The sequence below is a fragment of the Cupriavidus sp. 09_S30 genome (assembly GCF_056930435.1).
This window is the reverse complement of record NZ_JBXOWI010000001.1, coordinates 2,955,942-2,976,083: the sequence shown is the minus strand read 5'-3', so window position 1 is coordinate 2,976,083 and position 20,142 is coordinate 2,955,942. Positions and strand designations below refer to the sequence as shown.

19 protein-coding genes are annotated in these 20,142 nt (G+C 64.0%); 6 read left to right on the top strand and 13 right to left on the bottom strand.

Features of this window, described 5'->3' with window-relative positions; translation table 11 throughout:
- The first annotated feature begins 160 nt into the window (after nucleotides 1-160).
- The 3 genes from AC1Z3O_RS14045 to AC1Z3O_RS14035 are packed head-to-tail and all read left to right on the top strand — an operon-like array spanning nucleotide 161 to nucleotide 2,323.
- A complete protein-coding gene (locus tag AC1Z3O_RS14045) occupies nucleotides 161-1,375 on the top strand; it encodes a Tad domain-containing protein (RefSeq protein WP_483516321.1) in 1,215 nt (404 codons plus the stop codon).
- An 8-nt stretch (nucleotides 1,376-1,383) separates the two neighbouring features.
- Complete coding sequence (locus AC1Z3O_RS14040) at nucleotides 1,384-1,869, top strand: TadE/TadG family type IV pilus assembly protein (protein WP_483516320.1); 486 nt, start codon at nucleotides 1,384-1,386, stop codon at nucleotides 1,867-1,869.
- The gene (locus tag AC1Z3O_RS14035; RefSeq protein ID WP_483516319.1) at nucleotides 1,862-2,323 is read left to right on the top strand and encodes a TadE/TadG family type IV pilus assembly protein; all 462 of its coding nucleotides are present in this window, start codon (nucleotides 1,862-1,864) and stop codon (nucleotides 2,321-2,323) included. The genes AC1Z3O_RS14040 and AC1Z3O_RS14035 overlap by 8 nt, the downstream gene beginning before the upstream one ends.
- Before the next feature lie 167 nt (nucleotides 2,324-2,490).
- On the opposite strand, the gene AC1Z3O_RS14030 is transcribed toward AC1Z3O_RS14035, so the two are convergent.
- The 12 genes from AC1Z3O_RS14030 to AC1Z3O_RS13975 form a co-directional block, all read right to left on the bottom strand.
- On the bottom strand, nucleotides 2,491-3,279 hold the full coding sequence (locus AC1Z3O_RS14030) for a metallophosphoesterase (RefSeq protein ID WP_483516318.1): 789 nt from the start codon (nucleotides 3,277-3,279) through the stop codon (nucleotides 2,491-2,493).
- A gap of 309 nt (nucleotides 3,280-3,588) precedes the next feature.
- A complete protein-coding gene (locus AC1Z3O_RS14025; protein WP_483516317.1) occupies nucleotides 3,589-4,542 on the bottom strand; it encodes a type II secretion system F family protein in 954 nt (317 codons plus the stop codon).
- A gap of 67 nt (nucleotides 4,543-4,609) precedes the next feature.
- On the bottom strand, nucleotides 4,610-5,587 hold the full coding sequence (locus AC1Z3O_RS14020) for a type II secretion system F family protein (protein ID WP_483516316.1): 978 nt from the start codon (nucleotides 5,585-5,587) through the stop codon (nucleotides 4,610-4,612).
- A 57-nt stretch (nucleotides 5,588-5,644) separates the two neighbouring features.
- Nucleotides 5,645-7,006, bottom strand: coding sequence for a TadA family conjugal transfer-associated ATPase (locus tag AC1Z3O_RS14015; protein WP_483516315.1), 1,362 nt, complete (start codon nucleotides 7,004-7,006; stop codon nucleotides 5,645-5,647).
- 25 nt (nucleotides 7,007-7,031) lie between these two features.
- The gene (locus AC1Z3O_RS14010; RefSeq protein ID WP_483516314.1) at nucleotides 7,032-8,237 is read right to left on the bottom strand and encodes a CpaE/TadZ family protein; all 1,206 of its coding nucleotides are present in this window, start codon (nucleotides 8,235-8,237) and stop codon (nucleotides 7,032-7,034) included.
- A gap of 130 nt (nucleotides 8,238-8,367) precedes the next feature.
- Nucleotides 8,368-8,724, bottom strand: coding sequence for a hypothetical protein (locus AC1Z3O_RS14005; RefSeq protein ID WP_483516313.1), 357 nt, complete (start codon nucleotides 8,722-8,724; stop codon nucleotides 8,368-8,370).
- 27 nt (nucleotides 8,725-8,751) lie between these two features.
- On the bottom strand, nucleotides 8,752-10,677 hold the full coding sequence (locus AC1Z3O_RS14000) for a type II and III secretion system protein family protein (RefSeq protein WP_483516312.1): 1,926 nt from the start codon (nucleotides 10,675-10,677) through the stop codon (nucleotides 8,752-8,754).
- An 86-nt stretch (nucleotides 10,678-10,763) separates the two neighbouring features.
- Entirely contained in the window at nucleotides 10,764-11,603 is an 840-nt protein-coding gene (gene cpaB, locus AC1Z3O_RS13995) for a Flp pilus assembly protein CpaB (protein WP_483516311.1), read from the bottom strand.
- A 48-nt stretch (nucleotides 11,604-11,651) separates the two neighbouring features.
- On the bottom strand, nucleotides 11,652-13,067 hold the full coding sequence (locus AC1Z3O_RS13990; protein WP_483517603.1) for an ATP-binding protein: 1,416 nt from the start codon (nucleotides 13,065-13,067) through the stop codon (nucleotides 11,652-11,654).
- 53 nt (nucleotides 13,068-13,120) lie between these two features.
- Complete coding sequence (locus AC1Z3O_RS13985; protein WP_483516310.1) at nucleotides 13,121-13,681, bottom strand: A24 family peptidase; 561 nt, start codon at nucleotides 13,679-13,681, stop codon at nucleotides 13,121-13,123.
- A gap of 208 nt (nucleotides 13,682-13,889) precedes the next feature.
- Nucleotides 13,890-14,063, bottom strand: a complete 174-nt coding sequence (locus AC1Z3O_RS13980) for a Flp family type IVb pilin (protein WP_483516309.1) — start codon at nucleotides 14,061-14,063, stop codon at nucleotides 13,890-13,892.
- Between the two features lie 92 nt (nucleotides 14,064-14,155).
- Entirely contained in the window at nucleotides 14,156-14,329 is a 174-nt protein-coding gene (locus AC1Z3O_RS13975) for a Flp family type IVb pilin (RefSeq protein ID WP_483516308.1), read from the bottom strand.
- A 1,069-nt stretch (nucleotides 14,330-15,398) separates the two neighbouring features.
- On the opposite strand from AC1Z3O_RS13975, the gene AC1Z3O_RS13970 reads away from it, so the two are divergent.
- Genes AC1Z3O_RS13970 through AC1Z3O_RS13960 form a run of 3 tightly spaced genes read left to right on the top strand, consistent with a single transcriptional unit; the run spans nucleotide 15,399 to nucleotide 18,942 of the window.
- Complete coding sequence (locus tag AC1Z3O_RS13970; RefSeq protein WP_483516307.1) at nucleotides 15,399-16,643, top strand: glycosyltransferase family 87 protein; 1,245 nt, start codon at nucleotides 15,399-15,401, stop codon at nucleotides 16,641-16,643.
- A gap of 9 nt (nucleotides 16,644-16,652) precedes the next feature.
- The gene (locus tag AC1Z3O_RS13965) at nucleotides 16,653-17,876 is read left to right on the top strand and encodes a glycosyltransferase family 87 protein (RefSeq protein WP_483516306.1); all 1,224 of its coding nucleotides are present in this window, start codon (nucleotides 16,653-16,655) and stop codon (nucleotides 17,874-17,876) included.
- Nucleotides 17,877-17,913: 37 nt separating this feature from the next.
- The gene (locus tag AC1Z3O_RS13960) at nucleotides 17,914-18,942 is read left to right on the top strand and encodes a glycosyltransferase family 2 protein (RefSeq protein ID WP_483517602.1); all 1,029 of its coding nucleotides are present in this window, start codon (nucleotides 17,914-17,916) and stop codon (nucleotides 18,940-18,942) included.
- A 450-nt stretch (nucleotides 18,943-19,392) separates the two neighbouring features.
- Here the strand turns inward: AC1Z3O_RS13960 and AC1Z3O_RS13955 are convergent, their stop codons facing one another.
- A complete protein-coding gene (locus AC1Z3O_RS13955) occupies nucleotides 19,393-20,130 on the bottom strand; it encodes a class I SAM-dependent methyltransferase (RefSeq protein WP_483516305.1) in 738 nt (245 codons plus the stop codon).
- Nucleotides 20,131-20,142: the final 12 nt, after the last annotated feature.

Here is a 20,142-nt window from a genome sequence, read left to right as displayed (position 1 = left end):
GGTTTTCGTCTGGGGGCGCTGCGACTACAAATAACGGTAAGCAGCCGGCCGCTGGCCGGTCCGCCTCCGGTGAATGCATACCTGCGGGACGGCCGTCCGGCCACCCATACTCGATGGTCGATGCGCTATGCACTACTACAGCAAACGGAAAGCAAGCGGGGTGGTCCTCCCCATCGTCGGCCTGATCCTGGCAGTCTTGCTCGGCATGGCCGGACTGGTCATCGATCTCGGGGGGCTGTTCGTCGCGAAGACGGAGTTGCAGTCCTCCGTGGACAGCTGCGCCCTGGCCGCCGCGCAGGAACTCAACGGCGCGTCGGATGCGCTCACCCGCGCGACCAGTGCCGGCCTGACGGCGGGCAATGCCAACTTCGTGACGTACCAGAAGGTCTCCGCCTCGCTTGCCGCCGCGGACATCACCTTCAGCGATACCCTGAGTGGGGCCTTCAGTTCCACCTTTTCGCCGGCCGCCAATGCACGCTACGCCAAGTGCAGCCATACCACCGGCGGCATCGTGGCCTACCTGATCACGCTGGTCGGCGGCGCCTCGACCAATGCCGTCGCCGCGGTCGGCGTGGCCACGCTCACGCATGCGCAGAGCGCCTGCCCGATCCCGATCGGCCTGATACCCAAGACGGGCCAGGGCAAGCCCGACTACGGCTTCCAGGTCGGCGAGTGGGTCAACGTCCTCTATGACGGCACCAAGACGGCGTCGCCGGGGGAAATGGGCTGGTACAACCTCAGTGGCACCCAGAGTGCCAGCGACACCAAGAACGAGATGGAAGTGGGCTATTGCGGCTCCAAGGTTGGCGATACCCTGCGCACGCCGGGCGCGCAGATGTCCGTCGATGACCAGTGGAACGGCCGCTTCGGCATCTACAAGAACAAGGGCGATCCCGCCACGCTGCGGCCGGATTACAGCGGCTATGCCTATACCTCGAAAAACTGGAAGAACAGCGTGCCGCAGAACGCCTTCAACGGCACGCCGGCCACAGGTTCGGATGCCACGGCGGCCAATTTCCTGACCAAGCGCACGGCCCGTGCCAACTATGACGACACAGGCAGCCAGGTCAGTGATGGCGACAAGATCACCGGCCTGAGCATGCCGGGCGGCTACAAGAATCTCGGCGTCGCGGGCCCTGGCGGCGACATGGATAAGTACGGCATGAACCGGCGTCTGGTGCTGGTGCCCGTGCTCGATTCGTCCAGCAAGATCCAGGATTTCGCCTGCATGCTGATGCTGCAGCCGATCACCAGTCCTACCGCCACGGTGCAGTTCGAATACCGAGGCAATGCGGGCGCGACCAACAGTCCATGCACCGCCAACGGTCTCGCCGGCGGCAGCGTCGGGCCCCTGATTCCGGCCCTCGTGCAATAGGAGGCGAGATGAGAAGACGACAACAAGGCGTGGCGGTGGTCGAGCTCGGCCTCACCCTGTGCCTGCTGCTGGCGATCACGTTTGCCATCACGGAATTCGGCCGAGCCATCTACACCTACAATACGCTGGCCAAGGCGGCGCGCGATGCCGCGCGCTACCTGAGCACGCAGGCCGCCGGCAGCACGACGGCCCAGGCCACGGCGACCAACCTGGTGGTCTACGGCAAGCCCACGGGCAGCGGGACGCCGCTGGTGCCGGGCCTGACGGCGGGCATGGTGTCCATCTGCGACGCGGCCAATCCTGCCTGTACCTCGAACATCTTCGTAGGCAACACTCCCGCCATCAACACCGTGACGGTGACGATCAGCGGCTACACGTTCAACCCGGTCCTGGACCTGTTCGCCTTCACCCGTTTCTACACGAAGGGCACGGCCACGCTGACTTCGCTTCCCTTCGGCAGCATCTCGGTCACCATGAGGCAATCCTATGAATAGGCTGAATAGGCTGAGCGGGCATCAGCAGGGCACGACCGCGGTCGAGTTCGCCCTCGTGTCCATTGTCTTCTTCAGCGTGCTGCTGGGCATCCTGGAGTTCGGGCGCGTGCTCTACACGTGGAATGCCGTGGCCGAAGCCACGCGCTGGGGCGCCAGGCAGGCCGTGGTCTGTGCACAGGGATCGCCGTCGGTGCTGTCCCGCATGCAGAACATCATGCCGGGCCTGACCGCCGCCAATGTCTCGATCCAGTGGTATGACGGCAATGGCGCGGTGAGCACGACCTGCGACACCACCAATTGCGCGGGCGTGGCCGTAAGCGTGAGCGGCCTGACCGTGACCTCTGTCGCGCCGTTCTTCGTCGGGTTCTCGACTTTGACCGTGCCGGGCTTCTCGACCTATCTGCCCCGCGAGATCATGGGGCAGGATCCCGACAGCAGCAGCGTCTGCTCCTAGCCGCCTGCACGAGCTGGCCACCAGCCCGAGGCCAGTAGGCGCCTCAAGGGCGCCTCACTGGTGCTAAAGGGGCATTCGTCACGCGTGCCACGGGGCGCAGTCGGGCGCCACGCGCCGCGTTCGGCGCTCGCGCGCCCCCTGTGTCTACGTTTTTCCGCCGCGGCGCTTCAGATTTCCACGGTGTAGTTCCAGTCGAACGCCGTATTCTCAAGCTCCCCTGTCTTGCGCCGCACGTAGCCGCGTGGGTTGCAGACTACCCGGCTGTCGCCGAGGCGGTAGTCGAACCCCGTGTGCGTGTGGCCATGGACCCAGAGATTCGTGTGCGACACGAGGTCAGGGCGTCGCGAAATGAAGCCGCCCGATACCAGGTCGTGCGAGAAGCGCGGATCCAGGCTGCCCAGGTCGGGCGCGTGGTGTGTCACCACCACCGTGCGCCCGGCGAATGGCCGGGCCAGCTCCCGGGCCAGCCAGTCTGATGCGGCCTCGTGGCGGGCCAGCGCATCCTGCGGCGTGAAGGTCCGCTTGCGGCCATCCGCCTCCTGCAGCTCGATCAGCCTGTGGTCCAGCATCACGCCTGCGCAGGCCTGCATCGAAGCCTCGCGCCGGTCCATGCCGAACAGGGCGTAGTCGGTCCACCAGGTGGCGCCGATGAAGCGCACCGGCGGCTCGCCAGCCGGCGTGAGCGTCAGCACCGCGTGGTTGAGCAGATGCACGTGGCCGGCCTGCGTGCTGGCCACGGCCATCAGCGCATCGACCGCGCCGATATTGTTTTCGTAATACTCATGGTTGCCCGGCACGTACACCACGGGCGTGGAGAAATGGCGGGCCGCCCAATCGATGCCGTCACGGCCGTTGGCGATGTCGCCGGCAAGAATCACCACGTCGGCTGCGCAATCCGGGATCGATGCCGGCGTGTGATGCTCGAGATGGAGGTCGCTGAGAATGCGCAGTTTCATCGAGGATCTCCGTTCGGTTCCTGCGGCGGAGCCGATGCGTTGAACTGCATCAATTTTTCAGAATAACACCGCGATGGTCAAGGGGTGGGGAGTCGGCGGCCGCAGTGCCACCGGCGGGGCCGAGTACGGGGCGGCGGTGGCAAGCGAAAGCGCGGGGGCGGGAGCGGGGAAGGGGGCGCCGGTCGGCACTACGGTCGGCACAAATGAGAAAGCCCGGCGCGCGTCCGGGAAAAGGACCACCGCTCCGGCGCTGCGCGCCGGATGACGGTCCGGGGGTCATCAGCGCCTGGCTAGCGTTTTCTTTTCATGTCAGCCTCCCTGGCCGGTCATGGTCGGCAGCAGGATGCGGTGGATCTGGATGAAAGCCGGACCGAGCAGCACCAGCATCAGGGAGGGGAAGATGAAGAAGATCAGCGGGAACAGCAGCTTCAGGGCGATCTTGGCCGCGGCTTCCTCGGCGCGCATCCTGCGTTTGGTGCGCAGCATGTCGGACAGCACCCGCAAGGACTCCCCGAGGCTGGTACCAAAGCGGTCGGCCTGGATCAGCATGGAGGCGAACTTGTCCACATCCTCCACGCCGGTACGCAGTGCGAGATTGGTCAGCGCCTTTTCCTTGGAGAAGCCGGAGCGCAGTTCAAGCAGCATCAGGTCCAGTTCCTCAGCCAGCACGGGGCAGCGCAGCGCGAGCTCCTCCGATACCCGTAGCAGCGCCCCATCGAGCCCGAGACCGGCCTCCACGCAGACGGTGAGCAGGTCGATCACGTCAGGGAATTCCTCGAACACTGCCCGAGTCCGCCACTCCACCCTGCGTGCCAGCACGAGATTGGGCAGGTAGTAGCCGATGGCGCTGAGCATGGCCAGCACTGCCAACATCAGGTGCTTGTCTTGCATCATCGGCCGACCATTGAGCAGGGTCAGGCCCAGCAGTGGAAGGGAGAGCGTGAGCAAGGTCTTTGCGCCGAAGTAGAGCGATGCGGCGGAAGCGTTGCGCCAGCCGGCATTCATAAAGCGGATATGCAACGGCGACTGCTCCCAGCCCTCCTTTGGCAGCGACAGGCGCGAGACCGGCTTGGCCCATTCCGCCAGCTTCTCGACCCAGGCATTGTCCAGGTCGCTCCCCGTGCCCGTGCCGGCCGTGGCCTGCTCGAGCCGGCCGCGCGTCCGGTTGGGTGAGAACAGATGCATCAAGCCGAGGGCTGTGCCGAAGGCTGCGACGAATACGAGGACCAGCAACAGGCCCTGCTCGGAAATAATGCCTTGCATGATCGCCTCCCCAATCTCTTCTCTTGACCTTTGACTATCTCTTCTCAAGCCATGCGCAGGCCGGGCGTCATACGCGGATGCGGATGATCTTGCGCATCCAGAACACGCCGCTCAGCATCAGCCCGAGTGCGCCCCATATCAACTTCAAGCCTATCGGGTCTTCCCACAGGACGCGCATGAAGCGGGGATTCACGAGCATGATCATGCCGGCGGTGGCGAAAGGCAGCAGGCCGAGAATCCAGGCAGACAGGCGGCCCTCCGCCGACAGCACGCGGACCTTGTCGTACAGCTTGAGCCGCTCGCGTACGAGGTTGGCGATGGTATCCAGGATCTCGGCAAGATTGCCGCCGCTCTCGCGCTGCACGAGCACAGCGATCACGAAGTAGCGCAGATCGTTGACAGGCACGCGCACCGCCAGGTTGGTCATGGCATCGTCCAGCGCCACGCCGTAGTTGATCTCCTCAAAGGTCGTGCGGAACTCAGGACCCATCGGTTCCTTCAGCTCCTGGCCAACCATGCCGATGGCGCTGGCGAAGGCATGGCCCGCACGCAAGGCGCGGCTGATCATGTCTACTGCGTCGGGCAACTGCGCCTCCAGCTTCTTCATGCGCTTGCGTCGTTGCCCTGCGATGTACACGATGGGAAGCGTGCCCAGCATGACTGCGCCGCCTGCCGTTACCAAGGGCGCCAGCGGCAGCCATGGCGCGGCAGCCAGCGCCAGCACGGCGATTGTGGCGCTGTACCCCAGCAATTGCCCGACAGACCATGAACTGCCGGATTGTTCGAGCCAGCGGTCCACCACGGTCACGCGCGGCAAGCTCATCAGCCAGCGCTGCACGCGCGGCGACTCGCTGAGCATGCGCTTCTTCAGGATGGAAAGCTTTTCCTGCCCGACCTGCCCGCCGGCCGACAGCGCGCGGATGCGCGCGTCGATGCGCTTGGCGGTGGGGCCATGGTAGTTGTTCCACCACAGGTAGGCGCCCTCGATGCAGAGCACTACCGCGGCAAACATCAGGACCATGAAAGCGTAGAAGACGAAGTCCATTTTTTTTCCCCCGGGATTTGCGGCGCTTCTGCGGCGCCGCTGACGATTGCGCTGGCCTCAGACCTCGAAGCGCTTGGCGGGATCGAAGGTTTCGTCCGGCAGCCCTACGCCGAACACGCGCAGCCGCTCGGCGAATTTCGGATAGACGCCCGTGGCGCGGAAGTAGCCTTTGACCGTGCCATCCTGCTGCACGCCGCTGCGCTGGAAGGTGAAGATCTCCTGGGCATTGATGACGTCGCCCTCCATGCCGGTGATCTCCTGGATGCTGACGATCTTGCGCCGTCCGTCGGTCAGCCGCGATGCCTGCACGATGACCGTGATGGCGGAGGCAATCTGTTGCCGGATGGCCTTGGGCGGGAGATTGAGGCCGGCCATGCTCACCATGTTCTCCATGCGCGTCAGCGCATCGCGCGGGGAGTTGGCGTGGATGGTGGTGAGCGAGCCTTCGTGCCCGGTGTTCATCGCATTGAGCATGTCGAGTGCTTCGCCGCCGCGCACCTCGCCCAGGATGATGCGGTCCGGGCGCATGCGCAGCGCGTTACGCACCAGGGCGCGCTGGGTGATTTCCCCCTTGCCTTCGATATTGGGCGGGCGCGTTTCCAGGCGCAGCACATGGGGCTGGCGCAGTTGCAGTTCGGCAGCGTCTTCGATGGTGATCACACGCTCGTCCTCGGGGATGAACCCGGACAGGATGTTGAGCAGCGTGGTCTTGCCGCTGCCGGTCCCGCCCGAGACGACCACGTTGACCTTGGCCTTCGAGAGCGCCTGCAGCAACTGCGCCATCGGTGGCGTCAGGCTCTTGAGCGACACCAGGTCCGAGACCTGCAGCGGATTGACCGAAAAGCGGCGGATGGAGAGCAGGGGCCCGTCGATGGCGGAAGGGGGGATGATCGCGTTGACGCGTGAGCCGTCCGGCAAGCGGGCGTCGACCATCGGACTGGTTTCATCGATGCGGCGGCCGACGCGCGAGACGATCTTCTCGATCACCTTCATCAGATGGGCATCGTCATAGAAGCTGATCTGGGTCAGCTCCAGCTTGCCACGCCGCTCGACGTAGGTCTGCCTGGCGGTGTTGACCAGGATGTCCGATACGCTGGGGTCACGCAGCAGTGGTTCGAGCGGGCCGAAGCCGAACATTTCGTCATAGATGTCGCCCGTGAGCTGCTTGCGTTCGGCGTCATTCAATAGCAGCTTTTCTTCGTCGATGATCCCGTTGACGAGGATGCCGATCTCGTGGCGGACCTGCTCCAGCGGGAAGCGCGCCAGCCGTTCGAGATCGACGCGGTCGAGCACGGCTTCATGCACGGTCTTCTTGAATGCGTGGTAGGACGAATTATGGGATGTCTGCTGGATGGCCGCATGCCCGTTCATGGAGAGGGGCGCGTGCTCAGGCACAGACAGTTGTTCGCGGATCGACATGATGCACTCCGGTTTCCGAGGGGAATCAGGCTACGTTCGGCGAAGACGGCTTGGCTTTCGGGAAGAACCTGCTCAATGTGAAGGCTCTTTCCTGCGCGGCGCGGTGTTCTCCCCCATGTGTCATGAAGCTCTCACTCAGCGCCAGCAGCGACTTGCACATGGCGGAGCGCTTGTTCTCGCGCAGCAGGGGTACACCGTGGCTGATCGAGGTATCGACGGCCGCGGGGTCGTCCGGAAGCGTATGGCAGATCTTCGTGCCGAATACGTTCTCGAGATTGGCCCGCGTCAGCTCGTCGCGGCTGCCGCTGCGGTTGAGCAGGATGCGGATCTTTTCGTCCCGGTAGTGCAGACCGTGCAAGATGTCCAGCAGCCGGCGTCCCGTGCGTGCGTGCGCGATGCTGGGCTGCGTCACCATGAAGATCGTGTCGCTGCGATCGAGCACGGGGATCGAGAGCTGGCTGATTGCCTGCCCGATGTCGATCAGCACATAGTCATAGCTGCCGGCCACCAGCGACAGGATGTATTCGATCTTCTCCTTCTTGATCTCGCTGGCTCTGATCGGATCGCGCGGGCCCGCGAGGATGTCGAAGCTGCCCTCGACGTGCGTCAGGCAGGCATCCAGGAAGGCATCGTCGAGCCGGTCGATCTGTGCGCAGACCTCGCTCAGGGTGGCGGGCGGATCCTTGTCGCTCAGAATGAAATGGGTGTCGCTGAACTGGGTGTTCAGGTCGATCAGCAGTACTCGCTTGTGCGCGTTCGTGCCGAGCACATGGCCCAGGTTGCTGGCGATGAAGCTGACGCCGGCACCGCCCTTGGATGAGATGAAGGAGATGATCTTCGCCTCTTCGCGCGTCCTCGGTGTATGGTTGCTTTCCAGGCGGCGCAGCGCGTCGGAAAACTGGCCCCGCTCCAATGGCCACGCGAGGACGTCGCTGACACCGGCGCGAAGCGCGCGGATCAGCACGTCGGACTGGTGTACCTGGCTCACGAGGATGCAGGGCAGGTCGGGGTGCTGCAGGCGCAGCATCTCGATACCGAGCATTTGCGTGGACCCGCCCAGAGACTGGTCGATCACCAGGCCGTCCGCGCTGCGCAGTTGTGCCGCGTGCATCGGCAGGTTGGCCGGCGCGTCCTGCAGGCACATGATCCGGTAGCTGCCGCATGCGGCTACCATGCGGGAAATTTCTGCGAGCCGCTCGGCGTCTTCCGACGCGATCAGGATGTTGAGCATGACTAGAGCTCCTGGGTCAGTGTCATTCGTTTCGCGGTTCGCGCATTGGCAGGTTGGCAGGCGGGCTCGGCACGGCAGTCGTGGGAAGCAGGGGAGCGGGATGATTTCCCCGTTCCCCTGCCTCGGTGCATCAGCGCGACGAACCGCCTCCCATGCCGACGCCGCCGTAGTTGCCTCCGCCGAAGCCGGCTCCGCTAAAGCCTGCGCCATTGCCCGTGCCGCCCGGGAAGAAGCGGATCATCGACCGGTCATAGTTGGTCATGGCGGTGACAGCGGCCTTACCGTCGACCCCGGTCATCGTCGGCAGTCCCGCAGGTGCGTCGGGGTTGATGATCTGGGCCTGGCTCAAGGTCGTCACGGACTCGCCGATATGCTGGTCCCAGTAAGGCGTGCTGGTGACGCAAGCCGTCAGGGCCTGGGTGGCGAGCAGGAGCAGCGCCATCGTCCGCACGCGCCCCAAGAGTTTCTGCTTCTGTTTCGTGTTCATGGCATCTCTCCAGAGGATTTCCAGGCCCTATTGCACTTGCCGCGCGCCGGCGCCGGTCCGGGCTTTGTCCAGCCGCGCTGCCGTCGCCTCGATACGGGCGATGCGCGCGGCGGTGTCATCGGCGGGCGGGGCAGCTTGTGCCTGCGGCGCTGGGTTGTCGAGCGGCTTGCCCTGTACGTCGGCTGCCGGCGCGGCGGAGGGCACCGCTGCTGCGTTCACCGCGCCATCGGCTGCCTGGTCCGCCGGTGCGGAAGCGGCCTCGGCACGCGCTGCCGGCGTGGCGGGCGGCACCACATTGGCCGTGGGTGGGAGCGGAGCCGGCGCTTGCGAGGACGGGGCGGCCGGTGCGGCGGGCGGCAGCATCGGGGCCTGCGGTGCTGGTGCGGGCGCCGGCGCCGGATTGGCGGGTGCGCTCTTCCTACCCTCCATATTGCCCATGAAGTAGACGTCAAGCTCATTCGGCTTGGTGAAGCTGTCTGTCGGCAGCGGATAGGAGGCCGACTGCAGTGGCTGTACCAAGTGTGGCGTGATCACGAACACAAGCTCGGTGAGGTCCTGCTGGTACGAGGTGCTGCGGAACAGGGCACCGAGCACAGGGATCTCGCCAGCGCCCGGCACAGCCTTGATCGTGCCGCGGGCATTGTCCTGCAGCAGCCCGCCGATGGCGAAGGTCTCTCCGTCGCGCATTTGCACGGTGGTGGACGCGCGCCGGGTGGTGATCAGCGGCAGGATGGTCTGGCCGGTCAGGTTGGAACCCGAAACCGTGGCCCCGGTGGGCGAAAGCTCAGACACCTCGGGCGAGACCTTCAGGTTGATGCGGCCGCCCGACATCACCGTGGGCGTGAACTTCAGCCCCACGCCGAACTCTTCCTCCTGCAGCGTGATGGTGGCCGCGCCGCCCAGGACGTTGCTCTGCGCCACCGGGATGTAGATCTTGCCGCCCGCCAGGAAGCTGGCTTCCTGGCCGCTGAGGGTGACCAGGTTGGGCTCGGCGAGAACCTTCACCAGGCTGTCGTTCTTCTGCGCGTCGATGGCCGTCTGGAACGGCTTGTTGTTCGCCTTGTTGGCGAAGAAGGCCGCGGCCGAGCCGGTCAGGAAGGAGGTCAGCAGGCCGCCGCTCCAGGAGCCGAAGCCGCCCTGGATATTGAGCTGCGTGCCGAGCTGGTTAAGCAGGGTCTTGGATACTTCTGCAACCTTGACTTCCAGCATCACCTGCTGCGGTGTATCGACCGACATCATGTTGAGCACGCCGCCACCGGTGGCGCCCGCACCCCCGCCGCCGCCGCCACCGCCCTTATCGCCCTGGGCTGCGTTGGCATACGCACGCGCGATGTCCATGGCCTGGGCCGCGGCTTGCGCGTTCGACACGGTGCCCGAGAGCACGAGATTGTCTGCCGCGGTGCCGACGCGGATATTGCGTTCGCCTGGCAGTAGCTGGCCCAGCGAAGTCTGCAGGCCGCCGGAGTCGGCATTGACGACCACATTGATGATGCTGCAGCTGCCGCTGCGCCCTTGCACGATCATGTTCGTCGTGCCGATGCTGCGGCCAAGCACGTACATCGACTGGGGCGATACCATCGTGGCCTGCACCACGGCGGGATTGCCGAGGGTGCGATTGCGCACCGGCTCCGGCAGCGGGACGAGGGTGGACTTGCCGACTGCCACCACGACACTGCTTTCGTTGCGTACCGCCCCGGTGCAATTGGGGCCGCGCGACTCGGCCGCCGGTGCGGGCGGCTGCGAGTTCATGCTGATGGTCATCTGCACGGGCCCGCCAGCCGGGCCGGCCGGGCGGGCGGGCGCGCCCGTGGTGGACTTGGCAATCGCGCCCGCTTCCACAGCGGTCTGCGGCAGCGCAGCCTGCGCGACGCACAGGGCGATGCCCGTTGCGCTGGCCAAGGCAATGACACGAGCATTGCTCGATGCAGCGTCATGTTTTTGGTTCGTTTTCATATCTCCCCCCGGAGAGGCTGAACGACACATCGGTGAATCAGACAGCTAGGATTAGGATGGGCAGGCGGGCAGGCGCCATGTACGGCTCAGAAGCACTCGAGACTGCCCTGGATGCCGGCAAGTACCCCGATGCAGTCCCGGCGCACCGGAAGCGGGGCCAGCCGTGGCCGGGCCACGGGCCTCGGCGCGGCGACCATGACGACCTTGGGTGCGGGCTCGGCTGCCGGTGAGCCAAGCAGGGTGTTCTTGGTGGCGCCGCCGGTGTTCACGGCCGCCACATCCACCTGGTTGCGCAGCACCAGCGAGAGCGTGCCGACGCTGCGTGCCACGTCGAGCTTCTCTGCCTGTTCGGGCGTGACTTCCAGCGTGACCGCGTTGACCACCTTGGGCTGCGTGTCGTCGCGGCTGACCTGCTGGGCCACCGCCAGCACGAGGATCTTCTCCAGCACGATCTTGGAGATATTGCTGTTGTTCGCGTTCTTCTCGGCCTCATTGGTGTTGACGATGACATCCACCAGGTTGCCGGGCAGGGCGAAGCCGGCGACGCCGACCACGTCGTTGACGCGCACGGTGATGGCGCGCTTGCCTTCGGCAATTACCGCGGACAGGCCGCCCTTGGTGCCAAGCGGTGCAAGCTTGGCGTCAAGGATCGGTTCCCCCCTTTGCAGGCTGGTGCGAACGACGCGTCCCTGGAGCCCCTTGATGTCATCGAAGGTGCCCGGCGGCACGCTGCCGGCGGGCCAGCTGACCACGCGCAGCTGGTCGTTGCCCAGCGGCTGCCCGAGGTCCAGGTCGCTGGCTGCGACGACCACTTGCTTGGTCGAGCTCGAGGACTGCTGAATCAGCCATCGCGATGCGGAAATCACCGCCGCGATCCCGGCCACCAGGGCGACGACCAGCATCAGAATTGCACGCGCGTTCTTCATGATGAATCCCCCTACTGTTATCGTTGAAGTAGATCGGTCCGCCAGGTCTCAGGTGGAAGCCTGCCTCTCTTGCAGCCAGCCGCTGCTCGCATTGGCTGGCTGCGCGGTCTCGAATGCTGATTGCGAGCCGAAATAGCTCTGCCATGCCCGGCGCAGGGCATCCTCGCTCACGTGCGGTGCCCACCCGTGGTACTGGATGGTCGATGCCACCAGGCGCAGCAGGTCGCGTGGAATACAGGCAAGCAGCGGCGTGCCGGTGGCCGCGTGCAGCTCTTCCAGCAGGTAGCCGAAGACCGCATCCGTGCTTTGAACGGCGAGGTCGCGTGCGGCGCGCATGTAGACCTCGCGATAGTCGTCTACCGGTAGCGGGCCCATATGGAGCTTGCTGCCGAGCCTGCGCAGGAAGGCGTCGTCTCCCAGCTTGACCGGGTCCAGGTTGGTCGAGAAAATCGGCCATACGTCGAACGGCACGGAAAAGCGCACGCCATTGCGCAGCGAGAACATGTCCACGCCGCGGTCGAGCGGGACGATCCACCGGTTGAGCAGTTCGCTCACGCCGACCAGCTGGCGTCCGAGGTCATCCACGATATAGATGCCGTTGTTGGCCTTCATCTGGGGCGGTGCCTGGTAGAAGCCGGCAGCCGGGTCATAACGCAATTCCAGCATCTCCAGCGTCAGTTCCCCGCCGGAGAGCACAGCCGGACGATGGCTGATGACCCAGCGCCGGTCCTGTGAGCGCCGGGCCATGGGGCCGCCGCTCTCTTCGAACTGGGCATGGATGAGCGGATCGAAGACCTGAATGATCTCTCCGGCCACCGTGATGGCGTGGGGCACCGGCACCGCACCAGGCAGCAGCGTGCCCAATCGCTGCGCCAGGTAAGTCTTGCCGCTTCCGGCGGGACCGTAGAGCATCAGCGCGCGGCCGGTATTGAGCGCGACCCCCACATCGTCGAGCAGGTTCGGTGGCGCAACCAATTCGCCGAAGGCGGCAGTGACGTCGGCCTTGGATACCGAGGTCAATTGGACGGAGTGATGCTTCACGGCGTCAACGTAGGCCTCCAGCGTCACCGGAGCGGGGCCGACATAGCTGCAGCGGGCTGTGAACTCCGCGGCTCTGGCGTAGCCTGAGTCGGTCAGGCGGAAGCGCACATCGAGATCGCTAGCGCCGCGGTGTGCCACTTCCAGCATGCGTTCACGTACGGCGTATGCGGCGACTTCATTGACGACCGCAGCCGGCAGCTTCAGCACATCCGTCAGCATGGCAAGCGTCGCGCTGCGATGCAGATAGGCCGTTTTCATCAGCAGTCCGAGCAGGAGTGAGATGTCCAGGCCGGTATCGGCAACGGTGCGCGGCTGCACGTGCCAAGGCGGGGCCGGCTCGCGGTCGGCGGCGCCCTGCCTCATGGTCGATCGCACGGGCTCGAGAACACGTGGCACCTGGCCTGTTTCATTGCGCTCGATCATGTCGTTCACCCTGTAGTCTTTGGTCATCGCGTCGCCAAGTGAATAGGAAGTGCTTATGCACCTGCTTGGTAGGCCGAGGCGAACAGAATGGCAATGGTGCCGGCGGCGATCGCCACGCCGTAGGGCAGTGAACCCACGGACCAGGATGCGTCCACGCTTCGGCCCGGCGCTTCCGCCTCACGGCTGACCTGGCCAAGGGTCAGCACAATGCTGCCTAGATTCCGGCACAGCCGGACAAAGCGTCCGTGCCGGAGCGTGACCACCATGGCCCATATGCCGCCGATCAGGAACGTAGCCAGCCCAACCTCCAGCACCATGGCGGCACCGAGCCAAGCGCCCACCGCTGCGATCAGCTTGACGTCTCCTGCCGCCATGCCGCGCAGCAGGTAGAGCGGCAGGAACATCAGAAAGCCGGTGAGCCAGCCGCCAGCCCAGGCGAGCGAGCCGTGGCCAAGGCCATGGATCGCCCACTGCACGGGCAGGGCGAGCAGCCAGGCGCCAAAGGTCAGCCAGTTGGGAATGCGGCGGCGCTGCAGATCGATTGCCGCTGCGGTCAGCACGATCCCGATCGACGTGGGGCCAATCAGTGATGAGAGGGTGACGGCAGCGTTCATGATGTCCTCAGGCTTGGTTCCGGCTGTTTGTCTGGTAACTCACATGGCGTGGCAGCTAAACGGCATGTCGAATTGCTGAGTTGCGATGCCTCACAGGGGGCATCGCGTTGATCGGTGCAGCCGGGCGGCGTGGAGGCCAATGATCGGCTTCACATCCCCCGGGCCGCGGATACAAGACGGCCGTGTGCGCTTCCATCGCGCAATGCGCTCAGGTGACCATCGTGGCGATGTAGCTGAACATGCTATTCATATTGGTCCCGACCGCCGAGACACCGGTGATGATGCCGACTGCAATCAGCGCTGCGATCAGGCCATACTCGATAGCGGTCACGCCATCGTCATTGCCAATGAACTGCTTGATGGTGATGCTCAAGTGCCGCATGACGGTCGCCTCCATTCAGAAGAGCACAGCAGAAAGCTGAGTGTGTCGGGCGTGGGCTCCCGCTTGCATGGCAGCCCACGCTCCGATGGCGGTCACGCCATCTTCGTCGAGATGTAGCTGAAGGTGTTGTTGAGCGTGTTGCCGAGGGTCCCGGCACCGGCGATGATTGCAACCGCAACCAGCGATGCGATCAGGCCGTACTCGATGGCGGTCACGCCATCTTCATCGCGGGCAAACTGCTTGAGAGTGGTAATCAGACGTTGCATGACGAACTCCTGGTTGACAGAGTGGTACTACGGAAAAAGCGCAGATATATCGCCGACGGCGGCGGGGCGCATATCGCGCAGGCATTGAACGGCCAGCATCCCTCGCCGTTGCCGCGTGCCTTCTTGCCGCGAGGCCGCAGCAGCCGGGCAGACTGTCTGTGCGCACACTCAACTAAGCGCGCTGCCGTATCGAGCCTTTCCGCACGCTGCGCCGGCGTGCGCCAGGCGCACTTGGCAGTGATGCGGTGTGTCTGGTTTCGGGCGGGCAATGCGCACTTTGCTTGGTCAGACATGGGCTCTGGTTCCTTGTACAACCCGTGTTGGGGTGGCGATGTCATCCAGCTTTGCCACTTCCGCCGGGCCTTGCTGCTGTCCGTCTTGCACGAGGGCGGCGGTCACGTGTCCTGGCATAGGCAAAAGCCGGGCCACCTCCATGCCTTTGGAGGCCTGGCAAGCGTTTCCGGGGAGCCGGGCAGCTGCTGTCGGGCACGGCGCGGTCTGCATTGAGGGCTTCCTTCCGGGCGTCGTTTCCGCTTGGAAACGCGTGCTTGCGAGGGGCATTTCGGGTGACGCTACATACGAATGAGAGGGCGCTGGCCGCACCTCATTCAAAAGGACTAATCCGTGCTAGTGCATTAGGTTCAGTACCGGATGGAAATCGGCCACCGGATTGGCGCTTGGCTCCGATCGGTGGCCGAATGGGCGAGGCCCGCGTCCGCGAAGGCCATGTTTCCAGATGGAAACGTCGGTCGCGGGCGAATCGCATGCATTTCATTGTGGACGGCGGGAAAGCCATGTGGGATGCGACATCCGGCGAGGATGCCGCACGCTTCAGAATTGAAACGTTGGGGTGTCAGCGGTAGTTCGCCCGGTGCCGGCGATGGCAGCGTGGCCGGGCCGTGGCTTGCCTTATCCCTGCTTGCAGACAAGACTGAGGCAAGGCTTGCACATGGCAGGGATATTGCGCATTTCGCAGTGTCCATGCAGATGCCCAGATCGATTGGACCGGCCCGGCAGAGTCTGCGTGCGACAGATCGTGGCGAACCCAGGAACGAGGCGAGGAGATGGCATGAACCAGGATTCATTGCGCCTGACGACCGAGTGCGTGGAACCAGCGCAAGCGGGAGCGGGCCGCCACTGGATCGACCTCGATAGGGTCCGCGTGTACAGTGCGCTGGTCCTGGTTCTCTTTGCGATTCTGCTCGTCACCTGGGGATGGACTAGCAAGGGCTTCACGGATGCGTCGGTATCCCGGCCAGGTGTGGATTTCTCGGTTTTCTGGGGCGCGTCATATCTCGCCCTTGGTCAAGGCCCATTGGCAGCCTATGACGCAAGCCGTCTTGCCGCAGTGATCGCCGAGCATGGAACGATGGCAAGGGGGAACACCGACATCCTGCCTTGGCTCTACCCGCCAACGTTCCTGCTGATGGTGATGCCGTTTTCCTTGTTGCCGCTGGCGCTGAGCTATCTGTTGTTCATGTTGGCGACAGGCTATGGATACCTCAGGGCGGTCGCCCGGCTGCTGGAGACCGGGAGTGTCTGGCGCCATGGCATCTGGTTGCCGGTGCTGGCATCGCCGGCAACGATCATTGCCGCCATCATGGGACAGAACTCGCTTCTGACGGCGGGATTGGCCGCATCGGCCGCGTATTGGATCGAAAGGCGACCGGTTCTCGCAGGCGTGTTTGTCGGCCTGCTTGCGATCAAGCCGCAATTCGCCCTGCTGTTTCCCGTCGTGTTCCTTGTTGCGCGTGCGTGGAAAGCCTTGGCGAGCGCGGCGCTGACCTCGATTCTGTTCGCAGGCATCAGCGTGGCGGTCTGTGGCTGGGAAACAGTCCCGGCATTCCTTCGGAATATGCAATGGGTTCGGGTTCATTGCATCGAGGATGACCCCGTCGGATGGTATAGCATGTCGACCCCGCTTGCCGCCGTGAGACTGGCAGGAGGCGGTGTCACCTTCGCCTACGTTGTGTACGGACTGGTGGCAGCGGTGGGTATCGGCGCAATGGTCTATGTGTGGAAGCGCTCGGCGGATCCCGGACTGCGAGTCGGGACACTGATGATTGCCACCATGCTGGCGACACCTTATCTCCGCGATTACGAGCTGACATGGCTTGCGATCGCGATTGCGGGAATCGCTGCTGACGGCATCCGGCGAGGACTGTCGAGCGGCGAGCGCGTCCTGCTCGTGCTCGCCTGGCTTCTGCCCCTGTTCGAGCACGCCAATCCCGTGCTCAAGTTGCCGCAATTCGGGCCATTGATTCTTCTCGCCATGCTGCTGCTCATCCTGCGGCGTGTGGCTGGCCGGGCATGAGGGCGGATCATGTTCCATGCTGAATCCGCCGATCATGGGCGTGTGTCCGCTGCAACCAGCCGCCACTGGCTTGGCCGGGAGCGCCTGCGCTTGTACTCGATGGCCGCGCTTGCATCCTATGCCGTCTACTTCATGATCTGGAGCATGCGCGCCTACGTGTTCAAGACAGTGGACGTTCCGCCTGGCGGTGACTTTGTGGTGTTCTGGAGCGCCGCCCGGATCGGCCTGCAGGGCAATACGCTTGGAATCTACGATATCGCGACGCTGCGCGATCTTGAGTCGGCAACCGTTCCCGCGATTGCCGCCAGCCAGTTCATCCTGCCCTGGCTGTATCCGCCCACCTTCCTGCTGTTTTTGCTGCCGCTCGGCTTGCTGCCGTACGGGCTCGCGTTGCCGGTTTTCCTCGGCGTCAGCACCGCCTCCTATTTGTGGGCGCTCAGCCGGATCGTCCCATGGCGGGAAGCTTGGCTGCCATGCGTGGGGTTCTCCGGCATTGCGGTAGTACTGGCAACGGGCCAGAGCGCCCTGCTGCTGGCTGCCTGCGCGGGGCTGGCGCTGACACTGCTGCGAAATCGACCAGTGATGGCGGGAATGCTGCTGGGAATGCTGACAGTCAAGCCGCATCTGGCGTTGCTGTTTCCTGTGGCGCTCGCATGCGGGAAATACTGGAAGGCATTGGCCGCGATGACGCTCACGTCGCTGGCGCTGGCTGTACTTGCTCTTGGGGCTTTTGGCCCTGAAGCGTTTGCGGCATTCCTGCGCAACGCGGAACTGGCCCGACTCGCGGTGGAATCGGGCACCGCCCTCCTGCACCGCATGCCCACGATATTCGCCATGGTGCGGATGATGCACGGCGAGCCAGCGTTGGCCTATGCACTGCATGCGGCCGTGGGCATGAGTGCCGTGGTGCTGGTTGTCCACGCGTGGAGGCGCACGTGCAGCTTCGCGCTGCAGGCGGCCGCCTTGCTCACGGCAACCCTGCTGGTGAGCGCTTACCTGTACGACTACGATCTGGCGTTCCTCGGATTCGTGATCGCCTGGCTTGCCACGCACGGGTGGAGAAAGGGCTGGCTGTCCGGGGAGCGTGAGTTGCTGGTCTTGCTCTGGCTACTGCCGTTGAGTGGATTGCTTCTGATCAAGTGGATCAACTTCCAGTTGATGCCGATCATCTTGCTGCTTGCGCTCCTGCATATCGCGCGCCGTATTCATCTCGAGCGAATTACCGGCGCATAGCGGGCCCATTACACGACGGCTCCACGAAGGGGGCATGATGTCAGACTACGAAAAAACACAGCTGATTTCCCTGGTCGTACCGTTCTACAACGAAGCCAATGTGCTGCGCATCTTCTTTGAGCGTGTCGTGCCGATTCTGGAATCCATTGACTTCGCGCGCTTCGAGATCGTTTGCGTCAACGATGGCAGCAAGGACGACACGTTGGAGCAGCTGGTCGAGATGTCGCGCTTCGACGAGCGCGTGAGGGTGATCGACCTGACGCGAAACTTCGGCAAGGAAGCGGCGCTGACGGCAGGTATCGATGAGGCCTTCGGCGATGCCGTGATTCCAATCGATGCGGACTTGCAGGATCCTCCCGAGTTGATTCCGGCAATGGTGGCGCATTGGCGCAATGGAGCCGAGGTTGTTCTCGCGCAACGCGCCAGTCGTGCCTGCGACTCGTTATTGAAGCGCCTCACGGCTGCCGCCTACTACCGGGTTCACAACCGCCTGTCAGACGTGAAACTGCCGGAAAATGTTGGAGACTTCAGGCTGATGGACCGGGCCGTGGTCAACGCGCTCAAGCAGTTGCCGGAGCGGCATCGATTCATGAAGGGACTGTTTGCATGGGTGGGCTTCAGCACCGTCATCGTGCCGTATGAGCGTGAACCGCGCAGCGCAGGGCAGTCCAAGTTCTCCGGATGGCGTTTGTGGAACTTTGCGCTTGAAGGGATAACCAGCTTCAGTACGCTGCCACTGCGGAGCTGGACGTATATCGGCATGCTGATCGCACTTGTAGCATTCTGGTACGGCGTCTTTATCATCATGCGAACGCTGATTCTCGGTGTTCAAGTGCCGGGCTATGCCTCGCTCTTGTCTGTCCTGCTGTTCTTTGGCGGGCTTCAACTGATCGGGCTTGGTATTGTTGGCGAATATGTGGGTCGTATCTACGATGAGTCGAAGGGGCGACCGATTTATCTCGTCAAGCGCCGCTATCAGGAAAAGCAGAAGGCAAAGCGGGTGGCCAGCGGGGGGCGGATTATCGAGTTGGCCAGCGTGCCACGCATCTACAAGACCAAGCGTTGAACGCTGGCGTCGCAGGGCAGGATCAAGGCATTGTCTGGCTGAACGCCCGCGCCTTCACATGCGCGTCGCGCCAACGTACTTGAGTTGGCGTGACGAGGTCGGGCTCCCGGCCGCAGAGGCCGGCAGACCCGATGGTGTCGGGGCGAGCCGGTGAAGACCGGACAGATGGCGTCATCGCGCATCAGGCCGGGATCAGGCGCCTGCATATGGACGCCGGCATCGCGTCACGACGGACGCTGGGCACAAGCTGCCGGTCGCAGAATGCCTGCTGGCGTGCCGCTTCGCGCCGACTGCGCCGAAGCGGGTCTCCCCATGGGACATCACGTATCTCCGGACCCGATCAGGGTGGGGCTGAAGTCCCATGCGGCGCTACCTGGGAACGACTCAGGCTGCCTGCCAGGTCGCCCCCTCTGTCTGCCGGTGCCGCTACTCGGAAAATCAATGGGCGCGTCAATGGGCGCGCAGGATTGCGAGGAGGGAGACGCCAAACGGCAAGGGTGCATTCGCAAGCCAGTGCCGTTCGGCGCTGAACAGCCAGTGGAGCGCGGCATTGAAAGGTGCCGCCGGGACGGACGTTCCAGTCACGACCTCGCTTCCAGACAGCTTATCCTTGAGTCGTGCCACAACGGCCAGCGGGAACAAGATGGTATTGAAGTAGGTCATCCGCTCAATCGCCAGATTGCCGGCGCCTGCTATCACTGACTGCAATGTGGCGCGGCTGTAGCGGCGGTGATGATGAAGGGACTCATCATGCCGGCTCCAGAGCCACTGATAGGCCGGCACCGTGACAAGAATGCGGCCATTCGGCTGCAATAGCCTTCTTGCCGCGGCGAGCGCTCCTACATCGTCTGCTATGTGTTCCAGGCAATCGAGAAAACAAATGAGGTCGAATGTGTCCGCGAAGAGGGGCATGTGATCGGGGCAATGGCCTGCCCGAATATCATAGCGACCCCCTGTCTTGGTATGCGCCATGCGTCGCGCAGTCATGTCCATTTCGATCGCGCTCACCTTGCCGAAGCGGGCCAGCATGTCCAGGTTGCCGCCTGTGCCTGCCCCGATCTCCAGTATCGACGCGTTGGCTGGCAATCCCAGGCTGGAAATGGTGGCGCAAACGATATCGCGGCGTCCACGAAACCACCAGTGCACCAGTTCGGTTTCCGCCATTTCGTAGTAGGCATTGGGGGACATTGGATTGCTCCG

Coding starts and splice junctions, on each gene's coding strand:
- AC1Z3O_RS14015 (WP_483516315.1), bottom strand. CDS start 7,006: ATGTCGATCCGCGAACAACTGTCTGTGCCTGAGCACGCGCCCCTCTCC.
- AC1Z3O_RS14040 (WP_483516320.1), top strand. CDS start 1,384: ATGAGAAGACGACAACAAGGCGTGGCGGTGGTCGAGCTCGGCCTCACC.
- AC1Z3O_RS13955 (WP_483516305.1), bottom strand. CDS start 20,130: ATGTCCCCCAATGCCTACTACGAAATGGCGGAAACCGAACTGGTGCAC.
- AC1Z3O_RS14030 (WP_483516318.1), bottom strand. CDS start 3,279: ATGAAACTGCGCATTCTCAGCGACCTCCATCTCGAGCATCACACGCCG.
- AC1Z3O_RS14010 (WP_483516314.1), bottom strand. CDS start 8,237: ATGCTCAACATCCTGATCGCGTCGGAAGACGCCGAGCGGCTCGCAGAA.
- AC1Z3O_RS14020 (WP_483516316.1), bottom strand. CDS start 5,587: ATGGACTTCGTCTTCTACGCTTTCATGGTCCTGATGTTTGCCGCGGTA.
- AC1Z3O_RS13985 (WP_483516310.1), bottom strand. CDS start 13,681: ATGAACGCTGCCGTCACCCTCTCATCACTGATTGGCCCCACGTCGATC.
- AC1Z3O_RS13975 (WP_483516308.1), bottom strand. CDS start 14,329: ATGCAACGTCTGATTACCACTCTCAAGCAGTTTGCCCGCGATGAAGAT.
- AC1Z3O_RS13980 (WP_483516309.1), bottom strand. CDS start 14,063: ATGCGGCACTTGAGCATCACCATCAAGCAGTTCATTGGCAATGACGAT.
- AC1Z3O_RS14035 (WP_483516319.1), top strand. CDS start 1,862: ATGAATAGGCTGAATAGGCTGAGCGGGCATCAGCAGGGCACGACCGCG.
- AC1Z3O_RS13965 (WP_483516306.1), top strand. CDS start 16,653: ATGTTCCATGCTGAATCCGCCGATCATGGGCGTGTGTCCGCTGCAACC.
- AC1Z3O_RS14005 (WP_483516313.1), bottom strand. CDS start 8,724: ATGAACACGAAACAGAAGCAGAAACTCTTGGGGCGCGTGCGGACGATG.
- AC1Z3O_RS13960 (WP_483517602.1), top strand. CDS start 17,914: ATGTCAGACTACGAAAAAACACAGCTGATTTCCCTGGTCGTACCGTTC.
- AC1Z3O_RS13970 (WP_483516307.1), top strand. CDS start 15,399: ATGAACCAGGATTCATTGCGCCTGACGACCGAGTGCGTGGAACCAGCG.
- AC1Z3O_RS14000 (WP_483516312.1), bottom strand. CDS start 10,677: ATGAAAACGAACCAAAAACATGACGCTGCATCGAGCAATGCTCGTGTC.
- AC1Z3O_RS13990 (WP_483517603.1), bottom strand. CDS start 13,067: ATGATCGAGCGCAATGAAACAGGCCAGGTGCCACGTGTTCTCGAGCCC.
- AC1Z3O_RS14025 (WP_483516317.1), bottom strand. CDS start 4,542: ATGCAAGGCATTATTTCCGAGCAGGGCCTGTTGCTGGTCCTCGTATTC.
- cpaB (WP_483516311.1), bottom strand. CDS start 11,603: ATGAAGAACGCGCGTGCAATTCTGATGCTGGTCGTCGCCCTGGTGGCC.